The sequence below is a fragment of the Roseovarius marisflavi genome, from assembly GCF_900142625.1.
GTDB classification, from domain to species: domain Bacteria; phylum Pseudomonadota; class Alphaproteobacteria; order Rhodobacterales; family Rhodobacteraceae; genus Roseovarius; species Roseovarius marisflavi.
The window spans coordinates 42,721-61,319 of the sequence record NZ_FRBN01000015.1 but is presented as its reverse complement, the minus strand read 5'-3'; the positions used below and the strand labels follow the sequence as shown (position 1 = coordinate 61,319).

The window sequence follows — 18,599 nt, the reverse complement described above, 5'->3', positions numbered from 1 at the left end:
ACTCGGCAGGTCTGGGTTGTACTCAGTCCGGGGTGCGCAAGTGTGAGTTTTGCACAAGTGTCACCGCCACCAGCGGAAGCCCCACCGTAAGCGCCGTCACAAGGACCAGAAGAATCCCAAGGTCGGTGTAATCGGCGGGTGTTGTCACCGCACCGCTGACCGGATCGGTGACTTCGCGGGTGATCACGAAGACCTCGTTGAGGTACTTGGTAAACAGCGAACTGGCCGAAAGCGCCAGATTGGTAAACGACGCCATCACCGCAAAGAAAGTGGCCTTTAGGTTCGAGGGCGCATTGCGCGCGATCCAGGCCAGCATCGGGATCATCGCGATCTGTCCCAAGGGCGATTCAATGGCGGTATCGAGAATGGCGATAAAGCGGGCGTCGACCACGCCCCCCGTCATCGCGCCGGTGATTTCCTGAATCCCATAGTAAAGCCCGATATTGGGCAGCGACATAATCCCCCCCGCCAGCGTCAGAAGCACGACGATATAGACAATCGGGCGATGCGCCATCAGCGGGCGCAGCACCACCATGCCCACCAGCGTTAGCACCGAGGTGATCAGCGACAGGATCGACAGGAATTGCTGATCGAATTTCAGCACGTCAATCTCGAACCAGGTCAACCCATCGCCTGGGCGCGGCGTGGCGCGAAAGATGAAGATCACAACCGCAGTGCCAATCAGCGCGCGCGCCTTGGCCGGGGGCAGCACCGACACCAGTTGCCGCATCAGCAAAAGGACAATCGCCATCGACCCGGCAAAGATGATTTCCTGACCATAGGGCACATCGCCAAGGCCAATGGTCAGCGACAGCGCCACGAAGCCCGCGCCGCCAATGAAATACCACGGGTTCGGCGTAGTTTTCTCATCCGGGCGTTCAAACAGGGTATCTGCCTCGGCGTCGCTCAGGCCACGGCGTAACAGGTTGCGGCGCATGCGGATTTTCTGAACCGCGGCCAGAACCACGCCCGAGACCGAAACCAGCGGGATCAAAAGCGCCACAAGGTAAATGCCGGCATAGGTCGCCGTCTTCGCGGCATCGTCCAGCGCCTCAATCCCCGAAAACATGTAAATGTTGAGCATGGCCACCGCGACCGTGCCGGAAATAAGGGCAAAGCGGCCAAGCGTCTGCATCGTTGTGTGCATGGCGCGCGCATCCTCAAGCGGGATCGGCGCGCCGGTATCGTCAAAGCGTGGCACCGCCTCGACCGACATGGCATCGGCGACGGCATCCTGAATGACAAGCCCGCTTGGCGCCAGAAGGTAAGAGGCGACGTACCAGGCGCTGATCGGCATGATCGCCTGCATCATCGCGGTCTGGGTCAGCACAAGGTACATGATAAAGACCGACAGCCCGATCAACCCGGCGCCGAGATAGACCAAGAGCCATTTCCAGCGCCAGAAGATATCGACCAGATGCCCCAGCGGCATCTTGAGCGCCCAGGGCAGACCCGCCCAAAACGCAAGCCCGGCAAGATAGGCGGCCGAGAGATCAAGGTATTCCTTCACAAAGAAGGTGCCGACAATCATCGTCAGCCCGGAAAACCCGGCGGCGAAATAGATCATCAGCGGCGGGAGGAAGGTCCAGCGCATTTGCCGCCCAAGATCGAAGACAACCGCATCAATCCAGGTGCCGATAAGTTTTAGCGGGGTCATGCTCTGTCTGTCCTGCCTGTTTTGGGCTTATTCTAACGCACGCGCGTGCCTGTGCAATCACCCCGCTCAGGGGCCGGGCCAGCGGGCACTGGTGGCGCCCAGGGCGCGAGCGGCTTCCTCGAAGGTGGATTGCGGCAGGATCACAAGCATCTTGGGCGCGGTCACCGAAAGATGTACCGGCCCAAGCGCGGTGTTCGAGGTGCCGACCCTTCCGTCCGGGGCAAAGTTCAGCCCGCCGATCGGATAGGCAAGCCCGTCCGAGATGCCTTCGACCGCGCCCATCGGGAAAAGCGAGATCGGGCAATCGGCCTCAAGGTTGATGTCAATCGAAGGCGGGGCGAGAAATATCAGTTCCTCGCGGCCCAGCAGAATGCAGCGCCGCCAGGGGTGGCGCACGAGGGTGTTATAGGCCGCCAGCTGATGATCAAGGCGATCCCCGGAAAACCCGATGCCGATGATCAGCGGACTTGCGATATTGCCAAGACATTTGTCAAAATCGGTGCTGTCCTGATCGGCAATGGGGTATTGCGCGGCGGTTGGGATGCGCGCGCGTGCGTCCTCGGAGATGCTGTCAAAGTCGCCAATCACCGCCTGCGGCATGGCACCATGGGCAAGGGCGGCATCCGCGCCGCCGTCTGCTGCCACTATGATCGGGGCAAGGGCGCGGGCGCGCGCCAAAAGGGTTAACGTGACCGCTGCCCCCCCGATCAGGGTGATTGGTTCATTTTCGCGAACAATCATTGTATTATCACCTTATCGTTGCGCTTGCAGACCAGATGTCACATTCTGACCATGAAATGATACGGTAAAAATCTAGGAATCGAGCGTCTTTGGTCTTGGGTGTCATGGTAAACCCTGTCTTTGCAGGCAAGCAAAGCGAGCAATTAATATGGTTGGTTCAAGCAAGATTCTAACAGTCTCCTACGGCACGTTCTCGTGTACGTTGGAAGGTTTTGACGATTCATTTGACACAATGAAAGCGATTGCGGAATATTTCCGCGATCTGGCGGCGGATGACCGGTATTTCGGTGCCGAACCGCCCACCCCTGATGCAGAGATGCTGGCGCGGATCGCCGAGCGGGAAATCGCACGGCGCGTCGAGGCGCATGAAGAGCAGGGCAAGATCGTGCTGCGGGCAGAGGCCGGGACCGCCCTTGGTCAGGCCGTCGCACTGGCCAATGCGCCAGAGGCACAAGCCCCGGCCCCCGAGCAGGCGCCCGAGCCGGCCCCGGAGCCGGTGCAGGACGTCGCGCCAAGCCCCGAGCCGACACCGGAACCGGAGGTCGAACAATCGGCCCCCGAGCAAGAGGTTGCTGCGCCTGAGGTGGTCGAGAAAGAGATTTCCGAAGACATCCAGACAGAGGTGGCAGAGGCCGCCCCGGTCGAGATGCCCGAAGGTCTGGAAGAAGAAGCCGTGGCCGAGCCCGAGCCGGTTGCGCAGGACGATGTGCAGCCCGAGGTCGAGGCCGAAGACGTCGCGCAGGATCTGGAGCAGGTGCAAGAGCCTGCTGCGTCCGGCGGCAGCGAGAGCATCGCCGCCAAGCTGAGCCGGATTCGTTCGGTCGTGTCCGGCGCCGAGCAAAGCTTTGGTGCGGATGAGTATAATGAAGACGAGCACGCGCAGGACTTTATCGACACCACGACCGCCGATCTGAATGCGGCCCTGGCCGAAGATGATGCGGCCCAGAGCACCGACGCAAGCTATTCCATGGTCGAAATCGACGATGATGAACTAACCGCGATCATGGCCCGTGCGAATGCGATGGAAGCCGCCGAAGACGAGGACGCGCCGCAAGAGGTCGCACAAGAGGTCGAGGACGACGGCGAGGCGCAGGAGATCGCGCAAGGCGACGTTGCCCCGGTCGTGTCGGACGGTAGAAACGAGTTCGAGGATACGCTGGCCAGTTTGCTGGCCGATTCAATGCCCGTCGAAACAGCCAGGGTTGAAATCGAAGAAATCGCCGAGATCGAAGAGACCGTCGCGCCAGAGGCCGAGCTATCGGTGGCGGCCGCTGCGGAAAACGGGCCTGCGCTGACAAATGCGCGGGTCATCAAGATCAAGCGCGCCGAGTTTGAGGCGGCTTTGGCAAGCGGGCTTTTCCAGGAAGACGATGACACTTCCGAGGAAAGCGATAGCAACCTCTTTGAAGAGGGCGACTCTTTCCTTAGCCCGGAAGAAGAGGCCGAGCTTCAGCGCGAACTGGCCGAGGTGGAGGCCGAGTTTGAAAACGATCTGGCTGAAGATTTTGCCGAGATTGAAGATGAGATTGAAGACGCGGCAGAAGATGCTGGCGATGATCTCGAAGACGCAGCCGAAGACGATGCTGCCGAAGCCGAAGATGAAGATGACGCGGAGATTGAAGAAGAGACCGCCGCCGACTTCGAGTCCGAAGAGGAGCAGGATGAAGAGCCGCAACAGGGGCGCCGCAAGCTTGAGACTGCGGAAACCCCGTCTGATCTGACGCGGATTTTTGACGAGACCGATCATCAGCTCGATGCACCGGCGTCAAGCCAGCGCCGCAATGCGATCCAGCATCTGCGCGCCGCTGTGGCCGCAACCCGTGCCGAAACCGAAGCAGGCGCCAAGCCGAGCCGCGGTGTTGACGACTCGGCCTATCGCGACGATCTGGCCAGCGTTGTACGCCCGCGTCGTCCGCAGGTGGTGTCCGATGCCGGGCGCTCTGCCCGCCCCGAAGAAGCACGCCCTGCGCCGCTCAAGTTGGTTGCGGAACAGCGGATCGATACCCCGCGCGAGCCGATTCGCCCGCGCCGTGTGTCGGCCTCTGACATCGCGCCCGAAATGGAACAGACCGACGGCGATAGCGGATTTAGCGCCTTTGCAGAGGAAATGGGCGCTAACCAGCTTCCTGAGCTGCTTGAGGCGGCGGCGGCTTACCTTGCCGATGTCGAAGGGCGCCCGCAATTCTCGCGCCCGATGCTTATGGGCAAGCTCAAAGAGGTCGAGCAGGAAAGCTTTTCTCGCGAAGACGGCCTGCGGTCGTTTGGCCAACTGCTGCGTCAGGGTAAGCTTCAAAAGCTGGCCGGTGGGCGGTTCTCTGTCACCAACGAGACCGACTATCGCGATCCGGGCGCCCGCAACGTCGGCTGATTCGCGTCATGAGATCTAAGATGAAACCCCCGGCAGGCAATGCCGGGGGTTTTGTTGTGCGCAGCCTGCGGTGATTTGGCGCTTTCTTGCACGCGTGCGGTCTATAGGATTGGCCCGGAAGTGACGAAAAGGGGCAAGACATGCGGGTGATCGCCCTGAGTGGGGTTTTCGTTGTGCTGATGGCCGACGCGCTTTGGGCGCATGCCTCGGAGCAGGGGTTTGTCCTGCTTTTGCCAACGGATGCCTATATCGCGGCCGGTGGCGCGACCGTGGTCCTGACGGTCGTGCTTTTGGCGCTCTTGCCCGGCGGGCTGGCGGCGGCACTCTTTCGGCCTCTGGCGATGATGCGGGCGCGCGGCGCCTTGCTGCGCCATGTGACAAGTGTCTTGGCGGCGGCGGGCCTGGGCGTGCTCGTCTGGCGCGGGCTCGCCGGGTCACGCGATCCGCTGGTCAATCCGATGCCGCTTTTTGTCTGGGTGGTCTGGTGGATCGCGATGGTCTCGGCGCAGGGGCTGATCGGCAATCACTGGCGCTGGAGCAATCCATGGACAGGCCCGGCCGCGATGATCGGTCGCCTGACGGGGATGCGCGCGCCGTTGCGCTATCCGCGCTGGCTTGGGGTTTGGCCGGGGGTGGTGGTTTTTCTCGCCTATGCAGGGTTTTTGCTGGCCGATCCGGCCCCGGCCGATCCGGCGCGGCTTGCGGTGATCGTGGGGCTCTATTGGTATGTCACGCTGGCGGGGCTGTTGGTGTTCGGGCCTGTCTGGATGGTGCGGGCAGAGCCGCTGACCGTTCTGATGCGGGCCTATGGGCGCATGTCCCTTTTTGGCCGCGCGCGCGGGCGACTGGCGATTGGCCTGCCCGGCTGGAAGGTGCTCTGCGCGCCGAAGGTTGGGCTTGGGTTGGCGGTGTTCATCCTCTTGATCCTTGGCAGCGGCAGCTTTGACGGGCTGAATGAAACCTTTTGGTGGATGGGCGTTCTTGGCATCAACCCGCTTGAATTTCCGGGCCGCTCTGCGGTGATCCTGCCCAATCTCGTGGGGCTTTTTGTGGCCAATGCGGCGCTGATTTTGGCGTTTCTGGGCTGTTTGTGGCTGGGCGAGCGGATTGTCGGCGGGCAAAAGCCGCTGGCGTGCGTGTTTTGCCGCTATGCGCCGACGATCCTGCCGATCGCGCTTGCTTATCATATCGCACATTACCTGACCTCCTTGCTGGTGGATGGGCAATATGTGCTCAAGGCGCTCAATGATCCGCTGGGGCGGGGGGCGGATCTTCTGGGGCTCGCCGACTATCATGTGACCACCGGGTTCTTGAACACGCCCGGCACGGTCAAGGTGATCTGGCTGGCGCAGGCGGGCACTGTGGTGGCGGGGCATGTGATCGCCATCCTGCTCGCCCACGCCGTGGCGATGCAGCACATCCACAGCACCCGGCGCGCGGTGCTCGGGCAGGCGCCATTGGCGCTTTTCATGGTGCTCTACACCGTTTTTGGCCTGTGGTTGTTGGCCTCGCCGCGCGGCATGTGATGCGCAAAAGGCTGGACAAGGCGCGCAATGCTTCGCAGACTTGGCCCAACCGGCAGATTTGCCGCGTGTTTCAAGACCAGTGCAGAGGAACCCACCATGAGCACCCCGAAAAACCGCCCCGAGACCAAGCCCGCAGGCACCACCCGTCGCGGCGCGATGAAAACGCTGGCTGCGGGTCTCGGCGCGGCAAGCCTGCCGATGTGGGCGCGCTATACCAATGCCCAGACCGCCGAGCCGATCAAGATCGGTTTTCAGGTGCATCGCACCGGCATCGGCGCGGCCTACGGGCGCTGGTACGGGCGCACCACCGAGGCGGCGGCCAGACTGATCAACGAGGGCGGCGGCATCAATGGCCGCATGGTCGAGATCGTGGCCGAAGATGATGGTACCGATCCCAAGCGCGGTGCCGAAGTGGTCGAGAAATTCGCCAGCCAGCACGGTTGTGATCTCGCCTTTGGAACGCTGTTCAGCCATGTGGTGATCGGGTCTGCGCCGCGCGCAGGCGAGCTCAAGATGCCTTATTTCGTGGTCTCCGAGGGGCATCACGTCGCCAGTGGCATGCTCAACCGCTATACGTTGCAGCCCGGTATCACCGACGTGAAAAGCCAGGTGCAGGCGATGGCGCCATTCGTGGCGCAGAACCTTGGCAAGAAGGTCACGATGGTGTTCCCTGATTTCGCATTTGGCCATGATCACCGCGATTTCTTTACCCAGGCGATTGAGGCGCAGGGCGGCGAGGTGCTGGCGCATATCGCCATTCCGCCATCCGAAACGTCATTTACCAAGTATTTCCCGAAGATCCCGCGCGAAACAGAGGTTCTCTATCATGTGATGGTGGGGCCTGCGGTTCTGACATTTGTGAAGGAGCTGGGCGAATTCTTTGGTCCCTCGCGCCCGGAAATGTTCGGGTTCATCGACAGCCTTGAAGCGGTGGCAATCGACAGCCCCGGGCTTGAGTATCTTGAAGGCACCTATTTCTGGGAGGGCAACCCGCGTCACGCACAGGCGGATCAGTCAGAGCATGACAAGTTCTTCCGCGCTGCTGTGGGGGTAAATGATCAAGGTGCGTCCATCAGTGACCCGAGCGATGTGTCGACCTATGCGCATATGTTCGGATGCTGGGAAACGCTGCATGTGATCAAGGCCGGGATGGAAGCGTCCGGGTATAGCGGAACGCAGGACCGGGCCGCTTTGATCGAGGCGGTTGAGGCGATGACAGACATGCCGGAAAGCCGCGCACACCCACAGGGGGCCAAGCTTTTCAACGGCAAGACCCACCAGGTGTTCGGGCATCAGTATATTTCCAAGGTCACGGGTGGGAAATTGCTTTGCGTTCACAAGACCTCCATTGAGGACACGCTTTACCCCGATGAGACGGATTACACGACGCAACCGTTTTGAGGTGGCATTTTCTTCTGCGAAGAAAATGATCCAGAAAATTCGCCTAATTTTCTGGGGCGTCGCGCTGGTGGTGGTGGCGGGCTGTGGCGCGCCGCCGCCGCCGCCCGAGGCCAGCGATGTGACGCGGTTGGCGGTCGCGATCGCCGCATTGGGGCCAGAGGCGGACCCCGAAGAGGCGCAGCGCGCGGCGCGGGTGGCCTATGCGTATTCGCATCAGCTTGCCCGCGAGTATCAGATCACCGATCCGCCGATCATCCATAACACCAAGGTCAATATGGGGCTCAAGCCGCGCGGGCTCTGCTGGCACTGGGCGCGCGATATAGAGGCGCGGCTGAAGCAGGAAAACTTCCAGACGCTTGAGGTGCATCGCGCCGTCGCCAACAGCGATAACGTCTTTCGCCTTGAGCATAGCACCGCAGTGATCTCCCGACGGGGCGATACCTTTGCCGAAGGGATCGTGCTTGACCCCTGGCGCAAGGGGGGCACGCTGACCTGGGTGCGCACCAAAGACGACGCATGGTACAACTGGGAGCCGCGCAATGAGGTGGTCGCCCGCCAGCTGGAGCGCAAGCACGGTCAGATCGTTACCGTCACCAAAGATCAGCGCATCGTCATGGGCCAAACCGAGTTCAGCACGCAATAATCGCGAGCCGGGCGCGGAACGGGCTTGCCCCTCAAGCCGATGCCGGGCAATCCTTGTCGCAGAATGGATTTGGGCCCTTACATATTGCTGGCCTCGCTCGAGGGCGCGATCACGGCGGCGGTGCTTTCGCTGACGGCGGTCGGCTTGTCGCTCGTCTTTGGCGTGATGCGGGTGGTCAATATAGCGCATGGCGAGTTTTTCATGCTGGGCGCGGTCATTGCATGGTGGATCGCGCATAGCTTTGGCGGCCATCCGGCGATCGGGTTTGGTGTGGCGCTTGTTGCCGCGCCGCTAATCGTCGGGGCGCTTGCAATAGCGGCCGATATGACCATCCTCAAGCGGCTGAACTATGACCCCGAGCGCACCATCGTGGCCACCATCGGTTTGCTTTATATCATTCAGCAGATGACCCTGATGGGCTATGGCCCCGATGCGCGCCCGGTCGAGGCGCCGTTCAACACGCGGCTGGCGATTCCCTGGGTCGAGTATGGCGCCGACGGCTGGGCGATGATCTGGCCCTGGGGGCTTGGCACCACGAGTTACAAGCTGGCGGTGATCGGTGCTGCGGTGGTCCTTTTATGCGGCGTATGGCTCTTGATGTCGCGCACCCGCTTTGGCCTTGTGATGCGCGCCACGCAGGCGGATCGTGACATGGCGCAGGTCTTTGGCATCCCGGTCGAGAGGGTCTATGCGCTTGTCTTTGGTCTTGGGGCCGCGTTGGCGGCGCTGGCCGGGGTGTTGATCGTACCCATTCAGCAGGCGCATTACCTGATGGGGGCGGATCCGCTTTTGCTGTCGTTCATCGTCGTGATCATCGGCGGGCTTGGAAGCCTGCCGGGCACGGTGCTGGCCGCCGTGTTGATCGGGCTTAGCGATGGCATCATCTCGGTGTTTTTCTCGCCGACGCTGGCGAAAATCCTCGCGACGCTGCTTGTTGGCCTCGTGCTTGTGTTTCGCCCGCAGGGCCTGTTCGGGGCGCGATCCGAATGAGCGGCGGCGCGCGGGTGATTGCGCTTCATGGCGGGTTGATCGCGTTGCTGTTCGTGCTGCAATTCGTGCTGCCTGCCTATCACCACGGCAATCTTGCGCGGATCATGGTGCTGGCCAGCTATGCGGTCGGGTATAACATCCTGTTCGGCTATACCGGGTTGCTCAGCCTTGGGCATGCCCTGTTCTTTGCGGCGGGCATGTATGGCATGGGCCTTGGGATACAGCATCTTGGCCTGACACCGGCACCGGCGCTTGTGCTTGGGCTTGTGGCGGGGGCGGTGGTTTCGGGCGGGCTTGCGCTTTTGGCGCTGCGCACGACCGGGGTGGCCTTCATGATCGTGACGCTGATGTTCGCGCAGGCCGGTTACCTGACGATCCTCTATTTCGGCGAATATACCCGTGGCGACGAAGGGTTCGTGATCCAACAGGCGCAGCGCGTGCTTTGGGGGATCGACCTTAGCGATCCGGGTAACCGGTATTTCGCGGCGCTTATCCTGTTCGGAAGCTGCCTCATGCTGAGCCTCTGGCTGGTGCGCGCACCCTTTGGCAAGGTTCTGGTGGCGATCCGCGAGAATGAGGAACGGGTGCGCATGCTTGGCTATGACATCTTCGCGCACAAGCTTTTGGCGATGATCATATCGGGCACCATCGCGGCAGCGGCGGGGGCGTCATATGGGTTGTTGTTCGGCTATGCAGGGGCAAGTTTTGCGAGCGTGCAATACTCGATCTTTCCGCTTTTGTGGGTGCTTTTGGGCGGGGCGGGGACGGTTCTTGGCCCGTTTATCGGCACGCTGTTCATGTTCTACCTGATCGACCTTAGCTCGGGGGTGACCACCGCCTATATGCTGATTGCCGGTGTGGCGCTTGTGCTTTTGACGCTGTTCGCGCCCCAAGGGTTGATGGGCGAATTGCGCCGCCGGGTCTGGCGGGGGCTGCCATGACGACGCTATTGGCGACGCGGGGATTGTCGAAACACTTTGCCGGGCTGCGCGCGGTCGAGGGGGTGGACTTCGATTTGCCCCAAGGTGAAGTGCGCGCGCTGATCGGCCCCAACGGGGCGGGCAAGACCACGCTGGTGAGCATGATTTGCGGGCGCATTGCCCCCTCGGAGGGGCAGGTGTTCTTTGAGGGGCGCGACATCACCGCTCTACCGGCGCATAAGCGGATCATGCTCGGCATGGCCTATACGTTTCAGATCACCTCGGTCTTTGCCGGGCTGAGTGTTGGCGAAAACGTGGCGCTTGCCGCACGCCGCCGCCTTAAGGGGGCAAAGGTCACCCCGGCTGTTGATGACGCGCTCGCGCGGGTCGGGCTGCTGGATCGCAAGACGCAGGAGGCGGGGGATCTGTCCTATGGCCATCAGCGCCTGTTGGAAATCGCGATGGGCCTTGCACAATCGCCGCGCCTGTTGATCCTCGACGAGCCGACGCAGGGCCTGGCCGAGGGCGAGATCGCCGAGTTCAAGGCGCTGATCCGCGAGCTGGCGGGCAAGACCACGATCCTGTTGATCGAGCATAACATGAGCGTGGTGATGGAGCTTGCCGACCGGATCACGGTGCTGAATTTCGGCGAGGTTCTGGCCGAGGGCACGCCGGCAGAGATTCATGCCAATGGCGCGGTTCAGACCGCCTATCTTGGGGGGACGCATGCTTCGGCTTGAGGGGATCAACGCCGGGTATGGCCGTGCACAGGTGCTGCGCGACCTGAGCCTTGAGGTGGCCCCCGGTGAAATCATGTGCCTGTTGGGGCGCAATGGCGCGGGCAAGACCACCACCATGCAGGCGATCATGGGCCTGGTGCCGTTGATGTCGGGCCGAATCATGCTTGACGGGCAAGAGGTCAGCCGCCTGTCGGCCTATAAGGTGCCGCGCGCCGGCATCGGCTATATCCCGCAGGGGCGGCGTTTGTTTGCGGAACTGACCGTGGCGCAGAACCTTGAAATCGGGCTGCGCGCGCGCAAAAGCGGGCCAGAGGTTCTGGACGAGGTGCTGGACCTTTTCCCGCGTCTTCGCGAACGCCTTGGCCAGCGGGCACAGACCCTTTCGGGCGGCGAGCAACAGATGCTGGCGACGGCGCGCGCGCTCTGCCTGCGCCCCAAGGTGCTTTTGCTGGACGAGCCGACCGAGGGTCTCCAGCCTTCGATGATTGAGGCAATCCGGCAGGTGATCGTCAAGATGCGCGACGAAGGGGTCGCGATCCTGTTGGTGGAACAACGGGTCGATGCGGTTTTATCGGTGGCCGACCGGGTGGCGTTCATCGAGAACGGTCGCAACACCGAGACATTGCCCGCCGAGGCGCTGCGCGCGGACCATTCGATCGTGGATCGCTATATCGGGGTTTAGCGTCCCGAATCAGCGGGTGTATTATCAGCGGGTGTATTTGATGAAGGGCGTCAGGGTGCCTATGCGGTCGTAAAGCTTGCGCGCCTCAGCATTGAAGTCTTGCGTCAGCCAATAAACCGAAGGACAGCCATCGGCATCGGCCTGCGCATAGACCGCCTCGATCAGTTTGCGCCCGACGCCCATGCCGCGCGCCTCTGGGGCGACAAAAAGGTCCTGTAGGTAGCAAGCCTTTTCCATGCGCCAGTTGTGCGGATGATAGATGTAATGGACAAGGCCGACCGGATTGCCGTTATTGAGCGCCAAAAAGCCATTCTGATCCGGATGATCGGGTGAGCAGAGCCGCGAAAACGTGGTGTTATAGATCGTGTCGGGCAGGGTGGTTTCATAAAACGCCAGATAGTCGCGCCAAAGCGTCGTCCATTTGGGTTTGTCACCGGTCTGGATGGGGCGGATCGTGATGGTCATGTGCGGCCTGATCTTTTGGAGTCATAGAAAATCAGTTTGTGCGTAAATGCCCGTCAGGACCAGCAAAATCGTGCCGCTTCACGGGGCCATTCGCAGGGGCTTGCTCTGGAGGCTCAACCGGTTGGTCCGGCCCTGGCCTGATCGCAAGATAGCGCCGCGCGCCAAGCCATGTCTTACCCCCAGACCACATCCCCCAGAAAGATATAGCCCGCGCCATAGATCGTTTTGATCAGGCGGGGGTTCTTGGGGTCTTCGCGCAGCTTGGTGCGCAGACGAGAGATGCGCACATCCATCGCCCGGTCAAAGCTCTCGCTGGCGGCACCGCCAAGCGCCTCTTGCATGGTCTGGCGCGAAATAAGCCGCTTGGGCCGTTCCAGAAACAGCCGGAGCACCTCGCCTTCGGCATGCGAAAACGGGGTTTCCGCAGCGGTCTCATCCTCGAGAATATAGCGGTCGAAATGCGCCACCCATCCGTTGAAACGCGCGGTTTCCCCGCTTTGCGGGCTGGGCGTGCCCCGGCGCAGGCGGGCGCGGATGCGCGCCACCACCTCGGCGGGATCGAACGGTTTGATGATGTAATCATCCGCCCCGAGTTCAAGCCCGGTCACCCGGTCCTGAACCTGTGCGCGCCCCGAAATGATGATCACCGTCGCCCCCTGTTCAAGCGCAAGGCGATGCACAAGCGACAGCCCGTCGCGATCCGGCAGCGACAGATCGACAAGGCAGACATCCGGCGTGGTGGATCGCAGCGCCGCCTCGAACTCGGTCGCGCGGCCAAAGGTCATGGTGCGAAACCCGGCCTCGTTCAGGGCATCCGCCAGCATGGTGCGGATCGCGGGTTCGTCATCGAGAATGGTCACAAGCGGCGCGGTCATGGGCGAACTCCGGTGTTGAGGGCCGCGTCAAGTTGGGTCGCGGTGAAAGGTTTGCGCAGAACGGGGCCGACACGTGTGGCCGCGCGGTGCAACGGATCGTCGGGCGGCAGAGAGGTCATGAGAACAAGCGGGCAATCGGCGCGCCGGGGCAGGGCGGCCAGATCAAGCCCGGTTTTGTCCCCCTCCAGCACGATATCAGACAGCACCGCAGAAATCTCTGGCAGTTCGGTGATAAGCGCCTGCGCCTCGTCCACGCTGGTGGCCTCGATCACGCTATGCCCGGCACTGCGCAGCATGTCGCGCAGGGTGCTGCGCAAATCTGGGCTGTCCTCGACCAAAAGCACAAGACCCGGCGGGCGGGTTGCCCCGGCTGGGCGCAACGGCAGGCTAAGTGCGACGCGACCGCCCGTTTCGGTATTGCCAAGCGTGATGCGCCCGCCCGCAAGCTTGGTCATGTCATAGACCATCGGAAGCCCAAGCCCCGATCCTTCTCCGCCCTTGGTGGTAAAGAACGGATCAAGCGCATGAACAAGCGCCTCGGGGGTAAAGCCGGGGCCGGTATCGGTGACCGCAAATTCAAGCCAGGTGTCCTGCAACGGGGCCGCCGTCAGGGTGACGGCGCCGCGTATGCCACAGGCATCGCGCGCGTTCAGCAACAGGTTCAACAGCGAATCCTGCAACATGCCGGCATCCAGAAGATAGCGGTCACCGGCGCCTTGGTTGTCGATCCTGAGGGTGATGCCGGGGGGCAGCGCCGAGCGCGCAAGCGTTTCCAGATCGCCCAGAAAGGCCGCCAGATCGGTCGGCACCGGTTCATGTTCGCGCGGTCCGGTCATATCGGCGATGCGGTTCAAGAGACCGCCGCCGCGCCGCGCCGCCGCCAGCGTGGCATTGATCAACTCGTCCGCCTGCGCCGGAAGGCCCATCCGGCCAAGCCGCGATTGCATGCCCAGAATGATCGTGAGCAGGTTCGAGAAATCATGCGCCAGCCCGCTGGTCAGCTGGGCCGCCATTTCGCGCCGCCGGGTCTGTTGCAGCGCGGCGCGGGTCTGGCTTTCCTCGGTGATATCCATCGACAGGATATACACCCCGCCGGTGCTTGGATCGGGTGTCAGAGCCACCCGGATGCGGCGCGAGCTTGGCTCGTGGGTGAATTCGAACACCGACGGCGTACCGGCATAGGCCTTGTCAAGTTGCGGGCCGATCACCGACCAGGGCTGCGGCCCAAGGACCTCTGCGGCATGCATGCCGATGATCTCGGGCTTTGATCCGGGCATCACCGAGGTGAGACGCCGGTTGGAATAGGTGTAACAGCGGTCCGGCCCGACATGGGCGATATGGGCCGGCATCATCTCGGCGGTCAGGCGGGTGCGGGCCTCGGCCTCGGTGATCTGGCGTTTTGCCTCTTCGAGGGCGGTCACGGTCGCCTCTAGCTGGCGGTTGGTGGCGGCCAATTCTTCGGAATAGGTCAAAAGCTGATCCGACAGCTCTTCGGAGCGGCCCCGCAACAGCGCCTCTTGCTGTTTGGCGCGGCTGATATCGGTATAGACCGTCACCCATCCGCCCTGAGGCAGGGGCGAGCCTTCGACGCTGATGGTACGGCCATTGGCGCGGGTGCGTTCCATGTAATGGCGCTCGAAGGCGCTGGCCTGTTCGACGCGCGATTGCACAAAGGCGTCAAGATCGCCGACATCGCCATAATCGCCGCGCATCGCAAGATAGCGGATGGTGTCGGAAAAATCGGCGCCCGGCGTCACAAGACCCTGCGGCAGGTCGAACATTTCCTGAAAGCGCCGGTTGCACACCGCCAAACGCAGATCCCGGTCATAGATCGTCAGGGCCTGCTGAATGAGGTTCAGCCCGGCACTTGTCATTTCCTGTGTCTGGTTGCCGTTGGGGCTCATCGCGCTTTTGTCCTGACCGTGGGGTTTGATCTAAGCATGTCCAACGGCCCAGTCCAAGGCCTGCTCAAGCCGGTCATCCCCCCAGAAAAGCTCGTCCCCGACGGTAAAACTGGGCGCGCCAAAGAGTCCGCGCGCCATCGCCTCTTCGACAGAGCGGCGCAGCCTCCGCTTGTTGTCGTCTGATTGCGCCGCCTCGATCATGTCGCAGGGCAGGCCGCTTTGCTCAAGACAGGCGCGGATGACAACGGGGTCCGCGATATCGCGACCTTGCCCGAACTCGGCGCCATAGACACTTTTACAAAAAGCGACGCCCTTTGGCGTGCCAAGCGCTAGCTGCGCGACCCGTGCGGCAAGCACGCTGTTTTGCGGCAAGTTGTCCGGCTGTTGCAGCGGTAGCCCAAGCGCCTGTGTCCGGCGGGTCATGTCGCGCCACATGTAGCGGCCCTTGGCGGGATAGATCCGGAACGGCGAGGTGGTCCAGCCCTGCGCGGCGAAGATCGGCCCCAGAAGAAACGGTCGCCATGTCACCCCGACACCCGCCGCGCGCGCCAGCGGGTCAAGACGCATCGCGCTGAGATAGGAATAGGTCGAGGCGAAATCGAACCAGAATTCTATGCGCAGTTGGGTCATGCGGCCTCTTGCAACGGGGGTGACAGATCAGGTGTCCGGCGCGGGCCGGGGCATGTCAAGCGGATCGGACCGCTTGTTACAATTCGTAAGATTTGGGAAATGTTCAGGAAAAAGTTGACGCCGACCATGAAACAAGCACCCTTTGGGGGGAGGAAAGAATCGCCCCAAGGCGGTCATCTGTTCGCATGGCGGACATATGGGAGGATAAAATTTGGCACAGCCGACTCAGGCGACCGGCGGAATGGATTCCATTCCGGCGCTGTTGCAACGTAACGCGACCCAATATGGCGACAAGCCCGCCTATCGGGAAAAGGAATACGGAATCTGGCAAAGCTGGACGTGGTCCGAAACCGAGAAAGAGATCGAGGCGCTTGCGCTTGGGTTGATCAATCTTGGCGTCAACGAGGGCGACTTTATTGCCGTGATCGGCCGCAACCGCCCGCATTTCTATTGGGCGATGGTTGCCGCGCAATCGGTGGGTGCCATTCCTGTGCCGCTTTACCAGGACGCATCGGCCGACGAGATGGCCTATGTGATGGAGCATTGCGGCGCGCGCTTTGCCATCGTTCAGGATCAGGAGCAGGTTGATAAGTTGATCGAGGTGCAGGGCGGGCTTAAGCTGCTTGAGCACATGATCTATGTCGATCCCCGCGGCTTGCGCAAATACGATCATCACAAGCTGCACCAGCTCAGCCATATTCAGGAACAGGGGCGTGCCGCCCATGAAGAATTCATCACCGATCTCAAGGCGCGACGCGAAAAGCTGAATTATGACAGCATCTGCGTGATGCTCTACACCTCGGGCACCACCGGCAAGCCCAAGGGCGTTGTTCTAAGCAACCGCAATATCATCGAGGCGTCACGCTCGTCCTCGGATTTCGATCACCTTGGCGCGGGCGAAGAGGTTCTGGCCTATCTGCCGATGGCCTGGGTGGGCGATTTCATCTTTTCGATCGGTCAGGCCTATTGGTGCGCCTTCTGCGTCAATTGCCCCGAAAGTGCCGAAACGATGCAGACCGACCTGCGCGAAATTGGCCCGACCTATTACTTTGCTCCGCCGCGGGTGTTTGAAACCCAGTTGACCAACGTGATGATCCGCATGGAAGACGCCAGCCGCATGAAAAAGTGGCTGTTTGATACCTTCATGGCGCATGCCCGCAAGGTCGGCCCGGCCATTCTTGACGGCAAAGAGGTGGGCCTCTGGGACCGTCTCAAGTACAAGCTTGGCAATCTGTTCGTCTATGGCCCCCTCAAGGACACGCTTGGCCTTGGCCGGGTGCGCGTCGGCTATACCGCCGGCGAGGCGATTGGCCCGGAAATCTTTGATTTCTATCGCTCTTTGGGGATCAACCTGAAACAGCTTTACGGCCAGACCGAGGCCTCGGTGTTCATCACCCTGCAACCCGATGGCGAGGTGCGCAGCGATACCGTTGGCGTGCCCGCCCCCGGCGTGGAAATTCGCATCGCCGACAATGGCGAGGTGTTCTATCGCAGCCCCGGCACGTTTGAATACTACTACAAGAACGCCGAAAGCACCGCCGACACCAAAGACCCGGAAGGATGGGTCGCGACCGGCGATGCCGGCTTTTTTGACAAGGACAACGGCCACCTGCGGATCATCGACCGCGCCAAGGATGTCGGCAAGATGGCCGATGGCCGCCTGTTCGCGCCGAAATACGTTGAAAACAAGCTCAAGTTCTACCCCAACATCCTTGAGGCAGTGGTTTTCGGCAACGAGCGCGAGGCCTGCACGGCCTTTATCAATATCGACCTGACGGCGGTTGGCAACTGGGCCGAGCGCAATAATATCGGCTATGCCTCCTATCAGGAACTGGCCGGGCATCCGATGGTGCTCGATACCATTCAGGCGCATGTGGAAGAGGTCAACCGCTCTTTGGCGGATGATCCGATGCTGTCGCATTGCCAGGTCAACCGCTTCCTGATCCTGCACAAGGAACTTGATGCCGATGACGGCGAAATGACCCGCACCCGCAAGGTGCGCCGCCGGATTGTTGAGGACAAGTTCAAGGATCTGATCGACGCGCTTTATGACGGATCGAGCGAAATCTACACCGAAACCGAAGTGACCTATGAAGACGGGCGCAAAGGCTCGATCAGCGCGACGCTGACGATCCGCGACGCGGCGGTTGCAGATGTACCAGACGTAAAGGTGGCAGCAGAATGAACGATATGACACCAGAGGGTTACACAACCGCAGACGGCCGCAAGATCGGCAGCGTTGTGATGGAAATGAAGAACATCACCCTGCGCTTTGGCGGTGTGGTGGCGATCAAGGACATCAGCTTTGATATCCGTCAGGGCGAAATCCGCGCCATCATCGGCCCCAATGGCGCCGGCAAGTCGAGCATGCTCAACGTGATCTCGGGCTTTTACAATCCGCAAGAAGGCGAGGTCTGGTACAAGGGCGAACGCCGCCCGCCGATGAAGCCCTTCGAGGTTGCCCAACAGGGCATCGCGCGGACCTTTCAGAACATCGCGCTGTTCGAGGGCATGACCGTTCTCGACAACGTCATGACCGGCCGGATCCGCGAGATGAAAGCCGGGCTTTTCTCGCAGGCGATCTGGAAGGGCAAGGCCGAGCGCGAAGAGGTTGAAAACCGCGCCGTCGTGGAAAAGGTCATCGACTTTCTTGAAATTCAGCACATCCGCAAGACCCCGGTCGGGCGTCTGCCTTACGGGTTGAAAAAGCGGGTCGAGCTTGCGCGGGCGCTGGCGGCAGAACCGTCGATCCTTTTGCTCGACGAGCCGATGGCGGGCATGAACGTCGAGGAAAAAGAGGACATGAGCCGCTTTATTCTGGATGTGAACGACGAATTTGGCACCACGATCGCGCTTATCGAGCACGACATGGGCGTCGTGATGGATCTGAGCGACCGCGTGGTCGTGATGGATTACGGCAAGAAGATCGGTGACGGCACGCCCGATGAGGTGCGCAACAATCAGGATGTGATCGACGCCTATCTTGGGGTCGCACATGACTAGGGTTTTGACAGAGGCCGGGATTTTCCCCCGGCCCGCCGCCCACCCACCCACCCC

General features: G+C 61.5%; 16 protein-coding genes. 10 read left to right on the top strand and 6 right to left on the bottom strand.

The window, feature by feature from the left end:
* Positions 1–22: 22 nt before the first annotated feature.
* Both BUB78_RS13400 and BUB78_RS13395 read right to left on the bottom strand, forming a co-directional pair.
* Complete coding sequence (locus BUB78_RS13400) at positions 23–1,657, bottom strand: MFS transporter (RefSeq protein WP_073198733.1); 1,635 nt, start codon at positions 1,655–1,657, stop codon at positions 23–25.
* A 66-nt stretch (positions 1,658–1,723) separates the two neighbouring features.
* Positions 1,724–2,398, bottom strand: coding sequence for a thiamine diphosphokinase (locus BUB78_RS13395; RefSeq protein WP_073198731.1), 675 nt, complete (start codon positions 2,396–2,398; stop codon positions 1,724–1,726).
* A gap of 232 nt (positions 2,399–2,630) precedes the next feature.
* Here BUB78_RS13395 and BUB78_RS13390 point away from each other — a divergent pair, with 232 nt between their 5' ends.
* From BUB78_RS13390 to BUB78_RS13355, 8 genes are all read left to right on the top strand, one after another.
* A complete protein-coding gene (locus BUB78_RS13390) occupies positions 2,631–4,766 on the top strand; it encodes a hypothetical protein (protein WP_073198729.1) in 2,136 nt (711 codons plus the stop codon).
* A gap of 140 nt (positions 4,767–4,906) precedes the next feature.
* Entirely contained in the window at positions 4,907–6,292 is a 1,386-nt protein-coding gene (locus tag BUB78_RS13385; protein ID WP_073198727.1) for a hypothetical protein, read from the top strand.
* A gap of 96 nt (positions 6,293–6,388) precedes the next feature.
* Entirely contained in the window at positions 6,389–7,693 is a 1,305-nt protein-coding gene (locus tag BUB78_RS13380) for an ABC transporter substrate-binding protein (protein ID WP_073198725.1), read from the top strand.
* 25 nt (positions 7,694–7,718) lie between these two features.
* A complete protein-coding gene (locus tag BUB78_RS13375; protein ID WP_073198723.1) occupies positions 7,719–8,336 on the top strand; it encodes a hypothetical protein in 618 nt (205 codons plus the stop codon).
* A 63-nt stretch (positions 8,337–8,399) separates the two neighbouring features.
* Entirely contained in the window at positions 8,400–9,326 is a 927-nt protein-coding gene (locus BUB78_RS13370; RefSeq protein ID WP_073198721.1) for a branched-chain amino acid ABC transporter permease, read from the top strand.
* Positions 9,323–10,267, top strand: coding sequence for a branched-chain amino acid ABC transporter permease (locus BUB78_RS13365; protein WP_073198719.1), 945 nt, complete (start codon positions 9,323–9,325; stop codon positions 10,265–10,267). The genes BUB78_RS13370 and BUB78_RS13365 overlap by 4 nt, the downstream gene beginning before the upstream one ends.
* Positions 10,264–10,986: an ABC transporter ATP-binding protein gene (locus BUB78_RS13360; RefSeq protein WP_073198717.1), complete on the top strand. Its 723-nt coding sequence runs from the start codon at positions 10,264–10,266 to the stop codon at positions 10,984–10,986. The genes BUB78_RS13365 and BUB78_RS13360 overlap by 4 nt, the downstream gene beginning before the upstream one ends.
* Positions 10,973–11,668 (top strand): ABC transporter ATP-binding protein, encoded by a 696-nt coding sequence (locus tag BUB78_RS13355; RefSeq protein WP_073198715.1) that lies wholly within the window; start codon positions 10,973–10,975, stop codon positions 11,666–11,668. Before BUB78_RS13360 ends, BUB78_RS13355 begins: the two co-directional genes overlap by 14 nt.
* Positions 11,669–11,692: 24 nt before the next feature.
* On the opposite strand, the gene BUB78_RS13350 is transcribed toward BUB78_RS13355, so the two are convergent.
* The 4 genes from BUB78_RS13350 to BUB78_RS13335 form a co-directional block, all read right to left on the bottom strand.
* A complete protein-coding gene (locus BUB78_RS13350; RefSeq protein WP_073198714.1) occupies positions 11,693–12,133 on the bottom strand; it encodes a GNAT family N-acetyltransferase in 441 nt (146 codons plus the stop codon).
* Positions 12,134–12,306: 173 nt separating this feature from the next.
* Entirely contained in the window at positions 12,307–13,008 is a 702-nt protein-coding gene (locus BUB78_RS13345; protein ID WP_073198712.1) for a response regulator transcription factor, read from the bottom strand.
* Positions 13,005–14,912 (bottom strand): PAS-domain containing protein, encoded by a 1,908-nt coding sequence (locus tag BUB78_RS13340; RefSeq protein ID WP_073198710.1) that lies wholly within the window; start codon positions 14,910–14,912, stop codon positions 13,005–13,007. Before BUB78_RS13340 ends, BUB78_RS13345 begins: the two co-directional genes overlap by 4 nt.
* Before the next feature lie 30 nt (positions 14,913–14,942).
* The gene (locus tag BUB78_RS13335; RefSeq protein ID WP_073198708.1) at positions 14,943–15,542 is read right to left on the bottom strand and encodes a 2-hydroxychromene-2-carboxylate isomerase; all 600 of its coding nucleotides are present in this window, start codon (positions 15,540–15,542) and stop codon (positions 14,943–14,945) included.
* 241 nt (positions 15,543–15,783) lie between these two features.
* On the opposite strand from BUB78_RS13335, the gene BUB78_RS13330 reads away from it, so the two are divergent.
* Both BUB78_RS13330 and BUB78_RS13325 read left to right on the top strand, forming a co-directional pair.
* Positions 15,784–17,727, top strand: a complete 1,944-nt coding sequence (locus BUB78_RS13330) for an AMP-binding protein (RefSeq protein WP_073198706.1) — start codon at positions 15,784–15,786, stop codon at positions 17,725–17,727.
* Complete coding sequence (locus BUB78_RS13325) at positions 17,724–18,545, top strand: ABC transporter ATP-binding protein (protein WP_073198704.1); 822 nt, start codon at positions 17,724–17,726, stop codon at positions 18,543–18,545. The genes BUB78_RS13330 and BUB78_RS13325 overlap by 4 nt, the downstream gene beginning before the upstream one ends.
* Positions 18,546–18,599: the final 54 nt, after the last annotated feature.

Excerpts from the sequence above, each read along its gene's own strand:
- BUB78_RS13360 (WP_073198717.1), top strand. The coding sequence starts at position 10,264 with ATGACGACGCTATTGGCGACGCGGGGATTGTCGAAACACTTTGCCGGG.
- BUB78_RS13395 (WP_073198731.1), bottom strand. The coding sequence starts at position 2,398 with ATGATTGTTCGCGAAAATGAACCAATCACCCTGATCGGGGGGGCAGCG.
- BUB78_RS13380 (WP_073198725.1), top strand. The coding sequence starts at position 6,389 with ATGAGCACCCCGAAAAACCGCCCCGAGACCAAGCCCGCAGGCACCACC.
- BUB78_RS13335 (WP_073198708.1), bottom strand. The coding sequence starts at position 15,542 with ATGACCCAACTGCGCATAGAATTCTGGTTCGATTTCGCCTCGACCTAT.
- BUB78_RS13365 (WP_073198719.1), top strand. The coding sequence starts at position 9,323 with ATGAGCGGCGGCGCGCGGGTGATTGCGCTTCATGGCGGGTTGATCGCG.
- BUB78_RS13340 (WP_073198710.1), bottom strand. The coding sequence starts at position 14,912 with ATGAGCCCCAACGGCAACCAGACACAGGAAATGACAAGTGCCGGGCTG.
- BUB78_RS13330 (WP_073198706.1), top strand. The coding sequence starts at position 15,784 with ATGGATTCCATTCCGGCGCTGTTGCAACGTAACGCGACCCAATATGGC.
- BUB78_RS13390 (WP_073198729.1), top strand. The coding sequence starts at position 2,631 with ATGAAAGCGATTGCGGAATATTTCCGCGATCTGGCGGCGGATGACCGG.
- BUB78_RS13375 (WP_073198723.1), top strand. The coding sequence starts at position 7,719 with ATGATCCAGAAAATTCGCCTAATTTTCTGGGGCGTCGCGCTGGTGGTG.
- BUB78_RS13400 (WP_073198733.1), bottom strand. The coding sequence starts at position 1,657 with ATGACCCCGCTAAAACTTATCGGCACCTGGATTGATGCGGTTGTCTTC.
- BUB78_RS13345 (WP_073198712.1), bottom strand. The coding sequence starts at position 13,008 with ATGACCGCGCCGCTTGTGACCATTCTCGATGACGAACCCGCGATCCGC.
- BUB78_RS13355 (WP_073198715.1), top strand. The coding sequence starts at position 10,973 with ATGCTTCGGCTTGAGGGGATCAACGCCGGGTATGGCCGTGCACAGGTG.
- BUB78_RS13385 (WP_073198727.1), top strand. The coding sequence starts at position 4,907 with ATGCGGGTGATCGCCCTGAGTGGGGTTTTCGTTGTGCTGATGGCCGAC.
- BUB78_RS13350 (WP_073198714.1), bottom strand. The coding sequence starts at position 12,133 with ATGACCATCACGATCCGCCCCATCCAGACCGGTGACAAACCCAAATGG.
- BUB78_RS13325 (WP_073198704.1), top strand. The coding sequence starts at position 17,724 with ATGAACGATATGACACCAGAGGGTTACACAACCGCAGACGGCCGCAAG.
- BUB78_RS13370 (WP_073198721.1), top strand. The coding sequence starts at position 8,400 with ATGGATTTGGGCCCTTACATATTGCTGGCCTCGCTCGAGGGCGCGATC.